Source organism: Bacillus sp. 05T31 (genome assembly GCF_056396725.1).
The window spans coordinates 19,865-33,571 of record NZ_JBFTMA010000006.1 but is presented as its reverse complement, the minus strand read 5'-3'; the positions used below and the strand labels follow the sequence as shown (position 1 = coordinate 33,571).

Below are 13,707 nucleotides of genomic sequence, written 5' to 3'. Positions count from 1 at the left end.
CAGTAGTTCTATTATAGTATGTATTGTAAAATTTATAAAATATTATAACTGTATAATTTTAATATCTATGTTTATCAATGTTACGATGATGTTGAATGCAATCTATTTTTATTATATATGTAAATACAGTTGTTTTGCTACTGTAAATGAATAAATAAAATAAGCCAAGACATAAAATTCTTGGCTACACATAAATCTTGTTCTTAGGCTAATTTACAGTGACAGTAGCTTGCTGTTGAACGCGCTCAAATAACCAGTGAATATCATTGTTAAACATACGAATACAACCAAGTGTTGTTGCTTTCCCGATTGCCTGATTATTGTTAGTTCCATGAATCGCATACGTTGTTCCGTAAGTTCCTGCCATATTTAATCCGAGCCAGCGGTCCCCAAGTGGATTACGTGGATCGCCGCCTTTAATTTTTCTTGTATAGTAAGGACGGTTTTTAATTTTATTTACGATTTGAAAAGTACCCTTAGGTGTTGGTGTTGCTGCTTTTCCAGTAGCGACAGTGAAACTTTTTATGAATTTTCCATCTTGATAATAATCCATTTTATTTATTTTTGTGTTTACGATAAGCTGATCTTTCGTCGTAGCTGCTTCTGCAGTAGTGAATGGAAGAGTTAAAAATCCTAATGATAATAGCGCACTTAATAATAGTTTTTTCATTATATTCTCCTTTTACTTGTTGTAGTAGTCTTACATACAATGAATTTGTAATCCTCGTAATGCTTGATTGACATTTTCATCTAATGTTTCAAAGAAGGYAGTAATCTTTGTATTACATTTGTTGTTTTTATCGATAAGTAATCTTTCATTTAATAAAAGCTCACCATGTAGTCCAAAACTTTGAACTCGAATATTTAGTTCATCTTCAGTTTCAGAAATAATCGGTAAGAAATAGTGAAAAGCTTTCGTTGGAATGATGTAGCTTTTGCCAATCATGCTTTCTTGATTTGAATTAACCCATTTTCTMGTGACGATCTTAATGTTCTTTTTTGAAACGATAAAAGACAGCGTTGTAGATTTTGTTAAACTTACGTCAAATTCATTTGTTTCACATATTTGTAAATTAAAAACGGTTTCATTTTGATGAGATTCAACATTCGTATTAATAAAATCGTGCATTTTATAAGCTTCCATTTCTTATTCACCCTTTTTTCAATTTCGAAAAGCGACTTATATTTATTCAGTTTAATGTTTAGTCATATATTAGCTAAATTTTTCAACAAATTCCGATATAATCTTACAATACGTATATGAAGCTAATATGAAGTTCATATGAGTTTGTGGTGGTTTTTTATAGAGAACAAAATAAGGTGGTTTTCGAGTGTTAAAAACTGGATGAAAAATGTATATTAATGGATTTCCTTCGCGTGATATATAGTTGTTAGCTTGTTTTTCAATGCTAATAGATATAAGTAAATAGAGAACAAAAAACTTTAGAATGAGCCTTACAAAAATGTAATAAAAATGTAAGCTATTGTGATAGTTATTTCGACAATTTTTTTATACAATAATAGTAACAAGTTGTACGTGAATGAAAGGGGAGATGACATGGAATGGGTTCATGAATTATTTCAGCAATATGGGTATTATGTAGTACTTGTAGGCTTGCTGTTAGAATATATTGCACTTCCGTTTCCGGGAGAGCCAACATTAGCATATGCGGGGTTTTTAGCACAGAAGGGTGATCTAAGTTTACCTATTTTAATTATCCTATCCTTTATTGGGACAAGTGTAGGAATGACGATTCAATACTTTTTAGGTAATAAGCTTGGTATGCCTTTTGTTCAAAAATACGGGAAGTACGTATTTTTAACACAAAGAAAAATTGATTTAACGAGAATGTGGTTCGATAAATATGGATATTTCCTTATCTTTATTGGCTTCTTCATTCCTGGTGTACGTCATTTTACAGGATACTTTGCAGGTATCATTAACTTACCGTTTCGCCGCTTTGCAATTACAATTTATTCAGGTGCTTTATTCTGGGTATCGTTCTTCTTAATTGGCGGCTACTGGTTAGGTGGTAACTTACAKGATATTTTCGGATTACTGGGAGATCATATCGGCAAAATCATTTTCGGAGCGATTGTCATTGTAGCAATTACGTTAAGCGTTCGTTTCCGCAAGCAACTAAAACGAGTATTTTTACAAAACGCAAGTTAATATGGAATCCATTCTATGTCAGATTTTAGGGAGGCAGTGCAAAAGCACTGCCTTTTTTATTGTATTTTCCAGTTTGCTTTTATTTTTCCATCGATACCGTAACCGGTGGCTGGTATATAATACGTTCCCGTTCTATTAGGTGAAAGTTCATACGTATCGTCGCTTAGTTCGGAAAGGGGTTCATATTTATTAAATTCACTAGAAAAGCCAGTGCTATAACCTTGGTAGGTGCTATTTTCAGTAATAAGGAAGTTTACGTTGACCTCAATTATGTAGTTCTTGAAGATTATTATATACGTTATGTTTAGTATAATATATATTCGTTTTTGACATGTATCTACGTCAAAATGACAATTATAATTGACAAATATAAGGATATTATTTACAATTTTAATTAAATAAATGAAAAAGAGGGAAGACATGAAGCTTCAAAATCGAGTGAGGGAATTTCGAGCAAAGCATCGTTTATCACAAGGGGATTTAGGGAAAGCGATTGGCTCATCACGGCAAACCATTAGTTTAATTGAGCGCGGAGATTATGCACCATCTATTGTGTTATCGCTAAAAATCGCACAAATTTTTGGAGCGCCGGTGGAGGAGATATTTATGTTGGTGGAGGGGGAAGAGGACGATGAAGAGTAAACTTTGGGAACAATTTTTTAGTTTTTGCAAACTCATATTAAGTATGGTAGGTGGTTTTTTTGCATCTTATATAGCTTTAGATTTACTCTCGGATGAACCGAGAAAATTATCACCCAATATATTAACAGGTGTATGTACTATTTTTGGAATCTTAATGATGTACTACACTTGGAAGAATACACGTATGTTAGCGGAGGCACGCGATGAAGAAGAGAGCGTACAAGGCAGAAAATTAGGCATTATAAGTATATATTTACGTGTAGGTGATATAGTTACGCAGGCATGGTTTGTATATGCAGTTATTACATGTAGACGTGCACTGTTACAGGATACAAATGTGTCATTTGCAGTGTGGAATTTAGTAGCTTCTATTGTCTGTTTAACTATTGTAGTGGTTATCGGGCTCATAACAAAAAATCGTTATAATAAGCTATATCCTGAACAAGGTGTAACATATATGGAATCTATGAAAATGTGGACGAAAAACGCAGATGAAGGATTAAAGCACATTGTGCATGAGGCTGGATATAAAGCATATGAATTTACGAATACAATATTGGCATATGTATGGTGGGCTGCCGTTATATATACAGCGGCTAGTGATATCGATTTTGTATTAATTGGCTTAATCTCATTTATTTGGATATTGCATCTCGGAAAATTCATGTACGAAATGCAGAGGAAAATGATTTATTAAGGGGAGAAAAAGGTGGATATTTTAAGAAGGCCAGCTGGTTCCATGACGGCGGCGCTAGTTCTGTCCATTTTATACGGAGTAATTCGAACTGGGAAATTAGAAGTAATGTTGAATATATGGGCAGTATTTGGAATTGTATTATTAGTGTTAGCCATTCATGAACTAGGGCACATAGTATTTGGTTTGATAGGTGGTTTGAATTTTAAATTTATGACAGTAGGACCTATCACTGTTCAAAAAGAAAAGGGGAAATTACGCATTCGAGAAAATAAATTATGGGCGTACTTTGGTGGCGTGGTGATGTTAGCGCCGTCTTCTATAGAGACACCGAACCTTTCAAAGAAATGGGCGTGGATGACTTTAGGCGGACCAATTATGAGTTTATTATTCGGTATTACTTCAGGTTACATATACATGGTGAGCTATTATCAATATCTTTTATATTTTTCCGTTTTCCACTTTGTGATTTTTGCAGTTACAATCGTGCCGATAAAAGGAACGCTTMTGAGTGATGGCATGCAATTTCTCATTTTAATTAAAGATGATGAAAAAGCTAAGCAACATTTATATACGATTCAAATATCGAGTGAGTTATTTAGTTATAAAAGACCGAAAGATTGGGATGAGAGATTAGTAGAACTTAGTGAGGAAAAATTAAAAGAGGATAAAAGTATAAGAGAGATAATGAGCGGACTTATGCTCGTCTTTTATGCCCGAGCTGATCAAAAGGGAATAGAAAGAGCGATACCGTATATAGAACAAATTGTTCAGCTATCTGTAACGAAGGAAAATAGATTTTTCGTTGGTAGTTTTCATAGTTGGTATCTTTTATATAAAGCTCTTTATCAGATGGATAGCCTTTCTCTGCAAGAAGCAAAGGAACATGCAAAGGCCATTACCAAAATGGATTTAAACGGGGTGAGGTATCCTCTTTTTTATATGTCATCTTATTCGATTTCATAAAAAACGAAGTACAGGTAGAATAAAAGAGATAGGAGGAGATACATATGGAAATTTTATCGATTATTTTGATAGTCTTGCTCATTTATGCTGTTTTTAAAGTGGCGTATGTAGCATTAAAGGTACTCGCGATCCTATTAATTATCTTTTTAATCGTTGAGTTCGGCAGTAAGTTACTTGGGTGATAGACATGTTGTGCGTTTTGAGTGTCGAACCGTCGATATAATGAAAAAATCGCTGATATAAGTGGAGAAACGATCGATATATTTTAAAAATCGTTGATATATTTAATTGAATACTAAGTGGGGTATATGGGAAAGAAGTTGCCGTGGAGGTAACTTCTTTTTATTTTGGTGATGGGGTATGAACAGGAAACAAAAAAGCTGGAAGAATATCTTCCAGCTTACGAGTTACTTTCAATTTGACGACCATTTTCTTCTTCGTGGTCTTGTAGTAGGTTGAATACATCTGCTAGGCAGAATGCGATAAACCAAGTCCATAGACCGTGGAAGAAAGCTGAGCTTAATTGAAGTGGTAATGTATAGTTTGTCATTGAGTAGGAAATACATCCACCAACGATTCCGATCATTGTTAATAACATTGTTTTTTGAGCATTTTCTTCTGGATTGAAGAGGAAGAAAATGTATCCGCCTAAAATTGAAGCGCTTACAAGGGTTTCGATTCCATTAAAAATGATATTCTCTCCAAGCTCTGTGTTTGTCCAGAAACAGATCACGCCGCCGACGATGGCAAATAGGACAGCTAGTGTGTATCGTATATATTGATTCATATGTTCATCTCCTTATGTAATAAGATGATTTGGAAGTCAAAAAGGTAGGTATAGTATATTGAAGTGAATTTTAGTTGTACGTATCTTTTATAAAAAGATCAGTGAAGAATAACTAAGATGATCGGTTTTTTTTAAACCGTTACGTGTATGGTGTCTGAAATATACCCGACTGCTCGTTTCTTTTTGCTTATAAAAATAAGAGAAACTTCCAAGTCTATATACTCTTTTTTGTAAGTCTAGTTTTATTATAACATATTTAGTGATACAATAATAGAATTATCTGATTTTGTAATAAGTGTAAAAAATAAAAAACGCAAGGAATTGTAGTTCCTTGCGCTTTTTTATATACGTTTGAAACGGCCGACAATTTCAACTGTTTCAGTAATGTTCATAAATGCTTTATTATCCACTTGGCGGATAATACGTTTCATTTCGCCCAACTCGTAGCGAGTTACGACAGTGTAAATCATTTTTTTCTTATGGTTTGTATAGCCGCCGACAGCATCTACCATTGTTACGCCACGTATGCCGTGATGTAATAGTGAGCTTTTTATTTCCTCACCTTTTTCTGTAATTGTCATTATCGTTAATTTAATATGTTTTGTATGCACGGCATCAATTACTTTGCTGACTACAAACCGACTAATTAACGTATAAAGCGTAATATCCCATCCGAAAATAAATCCTGCTGCAACAAGTAAGATTAAGTTGAATCCAAAGATGATTGCTCCAATTGAAACATCGCGATGTTTCGCTACAATCAATCCAACAACATCAAAACCACCTGTTGAAGAAGCAAATCGGAATATGATTCCTGAGGCCGCGCCGCAGATGACACCACCGAATACAGAAGAAAGTAAAATATCGTCTGAAACTTGGTGTACTGGGATAATGTTCATCGCTAAAGATGATACAGCTACGAAGTATGCCGTTAAAAAGGTTGTCTTCTTACCTAAGTAAAAGTGACTTAAAATAAGAAGCGGAATGTTTAGTAAAAAGATAAGTGCTCCGATATTGTAGTGCATTAAATAACCGATAATCATCCCTACACCAGCGAACCCACCGCTAATCATATTATGCGGGATAAAAAACATATTCATAGAAATTGCATACAAAATAGAAGCTATAAAAATAACAACTAACTGTATGATAAATTCTAAGTGAAATGTTTTAGCTGCTGGGAAGGATAAAAAGGCGGTGTCGGGAACGTAATCGGCGTCTCCTAGTTGACCCATAGTATGTTTCATCTCCATATTCATTTTTGATTACAAGAAGAGAATAAAGGTTTTTTCAAAAACTGGCAATAGTTTTATTATAATGCAAAAATTTTATAAATTTCTAAAAAATTAAACCTATTCAAAGATACGTGTGAATATACTAAAGAAAGCGTATACATTGATTTTCTAGCATAATTTTTTGAGAAAATATGCAAAAAAACTTTTGAGAACAAAAGGAAATAGAGAATGTTTGCTGAATATGCTAAAATGACTTTATTAAGGATGTGAAGCGATGGAATTTTTATTGCAGGATGCAATTCTATATATATCGTTTGTAACGACAGCGCTTTGTGTATTAGAAGTCTTTTTTCTTGCTAACGTTTCTCGCTTTGTGCGTCAGCAAGCATCGAGCGGTAGACAGAGAGCTTTTAAACTAGTAGATACGTGTGAAGAGGGTACAAGAAATGTACCGCTATTTTCTATTTTTTATAAATATGGAATGATTCGTTCTGTCCGCAGACAAGAATCGAGTGGAGAGAGTGACGAGGTAGGTCCGTATACACCAATGTTTCGCTAATTAATTACGAAACATTGGAGGAATGAACATGTTAAAATCATACCGAGCTAGGCTCATTAGTTTATCATTATTACTTGTTTTTGTTTTATCTGGCTGCAGCAATGCAGGTACAATTGATTCACATAGTACGGGAATTTGGAACCATTATTTCGTATATCCAATCTCATTTATGATTCAATTTGTTGCTCATCATATACCTGGAGCTAGCTTCGGGATTGCCATCATTATCATGACGCTCGTTATTCGTTCAGCAATGATTCCATTAGCTGTTTCGCAATATCGTAGCCAAGCGAAAATGAAAAAAATGCAACCTGAATTACAGAAGCTGAAACAGAAATACGGTGATGTGGGTAAAGATCTTGAAAAACAAAAGCAGTATCAAAAAGAAATGTCAGAACTAATGAAATCAGGCGGTTGGAATCCGTTAGCTGGGTGCTGGCCAATCTTTATACAAATGCCGATTTTCTCTGCTTTGTATTATGCGATTAGTCGAACTGAAGAGATTCGTACATCTTCATTTTTATGGGTGAACCTAGGACATGCAGATCCATATCATATATTACCGATTATCGCAGCGTTAACAACATTTATTCAAATGAAGGTGTTCCAATCAAATGTAACGCCTGGAKAACAAGTTCAAATGCTGAAAATACAGCAAATTATGATGCCTGCAATGATTCTATTTATGGGATTTGCGGCGCCATCAGGACTTGTGCTGTATTGGATTACAGGTAAYTTATTTACAATGACRCAAACAATTGTATTAAGAAAAGTAATGGAACGTGAAGAATTACAATTACAAAAAGCTTAGAAAAACGCCGCTCGTGATGAGCGGTGTTTTTTATTTAAATCGTTAAGGAAATTTTAAGAAACCAACATTAYTATTGGCATTGTATACGAAAGTGTACATGCTTTAGAAMTATGAAGGAGGAAATTTCCTATGAAGAAGAAAACAGTTGGGTATTTAGTAATTGCAGGTGCTCTATCATTTGGAATTGTAGGAGGAGCTGGTATACCAGCGTTTGCGGCAACTAATACTCCAGCAGCTGAGCAAGTTACAAAAGGAACTGCAAAGAAGAATTTAGATGARGCWACAAAACAAAAAGTAAAAACGMTTATGGAYGATACAAAGAAACAGTTAGAGGAACTAGGTGTGAAACTTCCAGAGAAGGAGAAACGCAAAGACATGCTTGCGGACTTAGATGAGGCGACAAAAGAAAAAGCGAAGTCGATTCTAGAGCAAGAAAAATCCGGGAAATTAACTCGCGAACAAGCAAATGAGGAATTAACAAAGCTAGGCGTGAAATTCCCAGAGAAAGGTAAGCACAAAGATATATTCGCGAATTTAGATGAGGCGACAAAAGAAAAAGCGAAGTCCATTTTTGAGCAAGAAAAGTCCGGAGCATTAACGCATGAGCAAGTGAAAGAGAAATTGAAAGAGTTAGGCGTAACGCTTCCAGAGAAAGGGAAGCACGGTGACATGTTCGCGGATTTAGATGAGGCGACAAAAGAAAAAGCGGAAGCAATTTTGAAGCAAGAAAAGTCTGGAACACTAACTCGTGAGCAAGCGAAAGCGAAGTTGAAAGAACTAGGTGTGAAATTCCCAGAGAAAGGGAAGCACGGTGATATGTTCGCGAATCTAGATGAGGCGACAAAAGAAAAAGCGAAGTCTATTTTTGAGCAAGAAAAGTCCGGGAAATTAACTCGCGAGCAAGCGAAAGAAGAATTGACAAAACTAGGTGTGAATCTTCCAGAGAAAGGGAAGCATGAAGACATCTTTGCAAACTTAGATGAGGCGACAAAAGAAAAAGCGAAAGCGATTCTAGAAAAGGAAAAGAAACAATTAGCAGATTTAAATGTGGATCTTCCAAATCATAAATTTTTTATGAAAAAAGATGATAAATAATTGAACTATGTAGTATCTTTCGTGTGGGCAACCGAAAGGTACATATGACAAATGCGAGGACCGATTTCTGTAAGCAGAAATCGGTCCCTTTTAATGATTCATTGAAATTCTTTTCATTGTTAGTATGTATCCAAAGATGCAGTAGAAGATTGCAAAACCGATAAACACTTCAGTATATTGGTATTTACCTAATACGTAGAAGGAAGCAGCTGGTATAATAGCTACCGCTAAAATGCTATAACCAGGATACTTATATCGATACATGATAGCGAATATAAAAGAAAGAACCGTAGCGATGATACAAAAAATAGCAATCATTATTAGTACACCTCCTACATGAATTATACCATTTTTAGGGAATTAGAGAAGTGTCGGAACTTCTGTTATAATATAAGAAGAGAAATGTTTCTTATGTTATATAAAAAATATATTGATTTTTTCTAACAATTCAATATAATGGGAAACAACTACAAAATTCGACATCAAGAAGTGATGATGAGGATATGATCAATTTTTTACGATTATCAGAGAGGGAGGCCTTTGGCTGTGAGCTTCCTAATACGGGAAAATCGATTACCACCTCTGAACTGCAGCAGTGAACGGATATCTAGTAATTGCATGCCGGCAAAAACCGTTATTTAGACTTGAGAAATTGGTGAAGTGTGTCACTTTACTAATTGAAACAAGGGTGGAACCACGAATACAACACTCGTCCCTTTTTTAGGGAGGAGTGTTTTTTTATTTCATTTTTGCATCACACTAGAATTGGAAGGAGGATACGCAGCATGCATCATGATGAGAAAAACAAAATTGGTTTAACAGTAGCACTTTCTATCGTAGTAGGAACTATTATTGGGTCTGGTGTGTTTATGAAACCAGGGAGCGTATTAGATTACTCAGGGAGTTCTAATATGGCTATTCTTGCTTGGGTAATTGGTGGTCTGTTGACGTTAGCAAGTGGTTTAACAGTAGCCGAAATTGGAGCGCAAATTCCGAAAAATGGTGGGTTGTATACGTATTTAGAGGAGATTTACGGAAGTTTTTGGGGGTATTTATCTGGCTGGATGCAAACAATTGTTTATGGACCAGCTATTATTGGAACGTTAGGTTTGTATTTTAGTTCTTTAATGATCAATTTTTTCTATTTAGATAAAGTCTGGAATTTACCAATCGCAATTGGAACAGTTGTGTTCCTAGGCGTTATAAATAGTTTGGGAACAAAATATGGGGGCATCGTCCAAACGGTTACGACAGTTGGGAAGATGATTCCAATTATATTAATTGTTGTGCTAGGGTTTTGGAAAGGGAATAGTGATATCTTCAACGTAGTTGTACCGATATCAGAAAATCAAAGTATCGGGATGGCAATTTTAGCAACTTTATTTGCCTATGATGGCTGGATTTTGCTTGCTTCTATTGGCGGAGAAATGAAGAATCCAACAAAGTTATTACCGAAGGCAATGACAGTTGGGATTTTAATTGTAACAGCTGCTTACGTATTAATTAACTTAGCGTTATTAAATGTATTACCAGCAGCGAAAATTGTAGCCCTTGGAGAAAACGCAACGGCGACAGCTGCGGGAATGTTACTTGGAGAATATGGCGGGAAAATTATTAGTATCGGTATTATCATTTCTATTTTCGGTTGTTTAAATGGAAAGATTTTAACATTCCCACGTATTCCGATGTCGATGGCAGAGCGTGGACACCTTCCGTTTTCTAAATTTATTGCAAAAGAAAATTCGAGATTTAAAACACCAGCGAATGCGATTACTGTTGAAATCATATTAGGAATTATTTTAATGATTATTAGTGATCCGAATAAGCTATCTGAGATTTCCGTATTCATTATTTATATTTTCTATGTAATGACATTTATAGGTGTCTTCATTTTAAGAAAACGTAACAAGAATAAAGAGCGTGCATACAGTGTACCGTTATTCCCAATCGTACCAATCGTCGCGATTTTAGGATCATTGTTTGTACTTGGAAGTGCGATTATTAATGATCCGGTAAGTTGCTTCTTATCAATTGGAATTGTATTTACTGGACTTCCGGTATATTGGTACTTAAATAAGAAGAAAGAAACTGGAGTTTAATGATTGAAGGGCAGGCGTATTATACGCCTGCTTTTTTGCTGTAAAAAAATTTGTACTTGCGTCCACTTTCTCTTTTGGTTACTATAATGGTAGTAACCAAAAGAGAAAGTGTGGGGAAAGGCTTGAATTTTCGTGTATATATTTTAGCTATTGCGGCTTTCGTAGTCGGAACGGTTGAGCTAATTATAGGAGGAACGCTTGATTTAGTTGCTAATGATTTAGGTGTGTCGATTAGTGCAGCTGGTCAGCTTATTACAATATTTTCAGTAGTATTTGCTCTATCGGGGCCAGTTTTATTAGCATTAACAGGCAAGTTTGAAAGAAAGAAATTGTATGTTGTGGCATTATCAATTTTCTTAATTGGAAATATCATTTCGGCATTTAGTGTGAATTACGAGATGTTAATGTTCTCGAGAGTAATTTGTGCAGCGAGTGGTTCGCTTATTATTGCACTATCGGTAACACTTGCTTCTAGTGTAGTAGAGCCGCATTTTCGTGCGCGTGCAATTGGAATCATTTTCATGGGTATTAGTGGATCACTCGTACTTGGAGTACCGCTAGGTCTTGTGCTCGGAAATGCATATGGATGGCGTGCACCATTTGTATTAATTTCGGTATTAACAGTTATAGCAATCGCTTGTATTTCATTATTTTTAACGAAAGTACCAGCGACATCGGTATTATCAATAAGAGAACAAATTGCTACGTTAAAAGATAAAAAAATTGTAAGCGCACAGTTAACATCATTTTTATTTTTAACAGGTCATTTAACGCTATACGCATATTTAACACCGTTTTTAAAAGATGTGATGCATGTTGAAGCAAATTGGATTAGTGTGTTTTACTTCATTTTCGGAATTGCAGCGGTACTTGGAGGTGGCCTTGGCGGCTGGCTTGCTGATAAATGGGGATCGAAGAAAAGTATTATTTCCATCATTATCGTATTTGCATGTGCAATCTTTATGTTGCCGATGATGACATTCTCATTCCCGCTTTTCATTATTATGATGGGGCTTTGGAGTATGCTGAGCTGGGCAATTTCGCCAGCACAGCAAAACTATTTAATTGAAATTGCGCCAGAATCAGCTGGTATTCAGCAAGGTTTAAATAACTCTGCACTTCATTTAGGAATTGCACTTGGCTCAACAGTGGGCGGAGTTGTTATTGAAAAATCATCTGTTATATATAACGCTTGGGTAGGCGGCGTTTTTATTATATTGGCGCTGCTTTGTGCGATTTTCTCTATTACGAGAGGACGCTCGAATCAGCTTACGAAAGAAGAATCTATCATTTGATAGGTTCTTTTTTGTGTGAAAAATTGCAGGGGTTAGTAGAGAAATGGAGAAGGGAGTATATAGCGAGGTGATAGTATATGGAGTCTAATTTTTCAATTATTGGTTTTCTAATTTCTTTAGTCCCATTATTTCTTATTATTTTTGTATTTAGATGGATTCGTTTCATCTATCAAAATTCTGAGAAACAAGTAGAGCAAAATGAGAAGATTATTGAGCTTTTGATGGAGATAAAGGAGCAAAAAAAATCGTGAAATGAACGTTCTGTATTTACAAATCAAAACCATCCGAAAAACCAACTACATAAAATTGAATTAGCGAAAGCGTAAAAAAGAGCTGTACCAAATGAGTATGTAAAACTCCGTTTGGTACAGCTTTTTTTGTATGAAAAATTATATTATCTATTCAAATGGTAGAATCGATTTTGGGATTTGTTAATACCTCAACTTCATCAACAATTCCTTAATTTCCTCATCCTGCATAAAGAGATCATGGTGCTTCTCAGTAATCTTCGCAAGTGCAACGTCATGATAGAAGAACTCCGTAAAAAACTTCACGAAAGGTTGTGACATTGTTTTCATCGCTTGCCATGATTCTTGCTCTACACCAGCAAATAAAATTTCACGATCGTCAACGATGAGTAGTAAATAACGCTCTAATGCGTTAGGTTCTTGAGCTGGGATTAAAAAATGCATGTTTTCTAAGTCAGTTTCCACTTTTCCAACTATGAGGGACTCGACTTGGACGCCTTGTTTTTCTTTTTGTTCTAGTAAAGGAAGATATTCTAAAAGGGTATCGTTCCATGCGGAGATGCGTATGGATTCTTTCGCATCTTCTACAAGTTGCCTACTTTGTACTTTAATAGAAGACTGCATTTTTAAACTCCAAACGCGGTCATCTGTAAATGATTTTTTAGAAATATTATTTTCAAGTTCTTTAATATTAGATTGGAATTCTGTCGTTAACTTTTCAATTGCTAGCTTGAGTGGTAATGCTGTATACAATTTTTTCTTTTCAGAAACAGAATCCATTACCATCCCTTTATCAATGAGTCGTGCTAACACTTCGTATATTTTTGCTTTTGGAACACCTGAATGTTTAACGATAGTTGTTGCATCTAATGGGTCATTGCTTGATACGACAACTTCATAAGCTTGGCTTTCATATTGTGAGAAACCGAATTTTTGTAGCATAGTTCCCTCCGAACGAATGAGATTATATGTTAAGGATAATGAACTATTTGTTTTTACACAAGTGTTGAGATAACAAGTAAGTTGATTGAAATGAGAATAAATTTCAAGTTTTTAAACTATATAGATTGAGCTTTTTGATTTATCCATTATACTTAATATAG

15 protein-coding genes, 1 pseudogene and 1 other annotated feature are annotated in these 13,707 nt (G+C 35.1%); of the genes and pseudogenes, 10 read left to right on the top strand and 6 right to left on the bottom strand.

What is annotated here, in order from left to right; genetic code table 11:
* Positions 1-208 precede the first annotated feature (208 nt).
* Positions 209-670 (bottom strand): L,D-transpeptidase, encoded by a 462-nt coding sequence (locus AC1DJR_RS01000; protein ID WP_429692141.1) that lies wholly within the window; start codon positions 668-670, stop codon positions 209-211.
* A 30-nt stretch (positions 671-700) separates the two neighbouring features.
* Positions 701-1,144, bottom strand: coding sequence for a DUF3978 family protein (locus AC1DJR_RS00995; protein ID WP_477001863.1), 444 nt, complete (start codon positions 1,142-1,144; stop codon positions 701-703).
* A 414-nt stretch (positions 1,145-1,558) separates the two neighbouring features.
* On the opposite strand from AC1DJR_RS00995, the gene AC1DJR_RS00990 reads away from it, so the two are divergent.
* The 5 genes and pseudogenes from AC1DJR_RS00990 to AC1DJR_RS00970 all read left to right on the top strand — a co-directional run bounded on the left by AC1DJR_RS00990 (position 1,559) and on the right by AC1DJR_RS00970 (position 4,657).
* Positions 1,559-2,173 (top strand): DedA family protein, encoded by a 615-nt coding sequence (locus AC1DJR_RS00990; RefSeq protein ID WP_477001862.1) that lies wholly within the window; start codon positions 1,559-1,561, stop codon positions 2,171-2,173.
* Positions 2,174-2,575: 402 nt separating this feature from the next.
* Positions 2,576-2,815 carry a helix-turn-helix transcriptional regulator gene (locus AC1DJR_RS00985; protein WP_427326826.1) on the top strand — a complete coding sequence of 80 codons (240 nt, stop codon included), beginning with the start codon at positions 2,576-2,578 and terminating at the stop codon, positions 2,813-2,815.
* Positions 2,805-3,512 (top strand): DUF3169 family protein, encoded by a 708-nt coding sequence (locus AC1DJR_RS00980; protein WP_429692142.1) that lies wholly within the window; start codon positions 2,805-2,807, stop codon positions 3,510-3,512. Before AC1DJR_RS00985 ends, AC1DJR_RS00980 begins: the two co-directional genes overlap by 11 nt.
* Before the next feature lie 42 nt (positions 3,513-3,554).
* Positions 3,555-4,430 (top strand): annotated as a pseudogene (locus AC1DJR_RS00975) (site-2 protease family protein); the annotation flags it as partial.
* An 89-nt stretch (positions 4,431-4,519) separates the two neighbouring features.
* Complete coding sequence (locus tag AC1DJR_RS00970) at positions 4,520-4,657, top strand: DUF3985 family protein (protein ID WP_429692143.1); 138 nt, start codon at positions 4,520-4,522, stop codon at positions 4,655-4,657.
* A gap of 218 nt (positions 4,658-4,875) precedes the next feature.
* Here the strand turns inward: AC1DJR_RS00970 and AC1DJR_RS00965 are convergent, their stop codons facing one another.
* Both AC1DJR_RS00965 and AC1DJR_RS00960 read right to left on the bottom strand, forming a co-directional pair.
* Positions 4,876-5,262 (bottom strand): DUF3938 domain-containing protein, encoded by a 387-nt coding sequence (locus AC1DJR_RS00965; protein WP_002192344.1) that lies wholly within the window; start codon positions 5,260-5,262, stop codon positions 4,876-4,878.
* 341 nt (positions 5,263-5,603) lie between these two features.
* Positions 5,604-6,497, bottom strand: coding sequence for a YitT family protein (locus tag AC1DJR_RS00960; RefSeq protein WP_000530031.1), 894 nt, complete (start codon positions 6,495-6,497; stop codon positions 5,604-5,606).
* A gap of 274 nt (positions 6,498-6,771) precedes the next feature.
* Between AC1DJR_RS00960 and AC1DJR_RS00955 the strand changes: the two genes are divergently transcribed.
* From AC1DJR_RS00955 to AC1DJR_RS00945, 3 genes are all read left to right on the top strand, one after another.
* Entirely contained in the window at positions 6,772-7,056 is a 285-nt protein-coding gene (locus AC1DJR_RS00955; protein ID WP_002015967.1) for a hypothetical protein, read from the top strand.
* Positions 7,057-7,084: 28 nt separating this feature from the next.
* The gene (locus AC1DJR_RS00950; RefSeq protein WP_477001861.1) at positions 7,085-7,867 is read left to right on the top strand and encodes a membrane protein insertase YidC; all 783 of its coding nucleotides are present in this window, start codon (positions 7,085-7,087) and stop codon (positions 7,865-7,867) included.
* Positions 7,868-7,996: 129 nt separating this feature from the next.
* Positions 7,997-8,962 (top strand): hypothetical protein, encoded by a 966-nt coding sequence (locus AC1DJR_RS00945; protein ID WP_477001860.1) that lies wholly within the window; start codon positions 7,997-7,999, stop codon positions 8,960-8,962.
* 90 nt (positions 8,963-9,052) lie between these two features.
* On the opposite strand, the gene AC1DJR_RS00940 is transcribed toward AC1DJR_RS00945, so the two are convergent.
* Positions 9,053-9,280 (bottom strand): hypothetical protein, encoded by a 228-nt coding sequence (locus tag AC1DJR_RS00940; protein ID WP_002015964.1) that lies wholly within the window; start codon positions 9,278-9,280, stop codon positions 9,053-9,055.
* Positions 9,281-9,445: 165 nt separating this feature from the next.
* Positions 9,446-9,682: a binding site (T-box leader), on the top strand.
* Positions 9,683-9,747: 65 nt separating this feature from the next.
* On the opposite strand from AC1DJR_RS00940, the gene AC1DJR_RS00935 reads away from it, so the two are divergent.
* Both AC1DJR_RS00935 and AC1DJR_RS00930 read left to right on the top strand, forming a co-directional pair.
* Positions 9,748-11,061, top strand: coding sequence for an APC family permease (locus AC1DJR_RS00935; protein WP_002015963.1), 1,314 nt, complete (start codon positions 9,748-9,750; stop codon positions 11,059-11,061).
* A gap of 110 nt (positions 11,062-11,171) precedes the next feature.
* On the top strand, positions 11,172-12,356 hold the full coding sequence (locus AC1DJR_RS00930; RefSeq protein WP_429686431.1) for an MFS transporter: 1,185 nt from the start codon (positions 11,172-11,174) through the stop codon (positions 12,354-12,356).
* Positions 12,357-12,787: 431 nt separating this feature from the next.
* On the opposite strand, the gene AC1DJR_RS00925 is transcribed toward AC1DJR_RS00930, so the two are convergent.
* Positions 12,788-13,546, bottom strand: coding sequence for a TrmB family transcriptional regulator (locus AC1DJR_RS00925; protein ID WP_002089427.1), 759 nt, complete (start codon positions 13,544-13,546; stop codon positions 12,788-12,790).
* Positions 13,547-13,707: the final 161 nt, after the last annotated feature.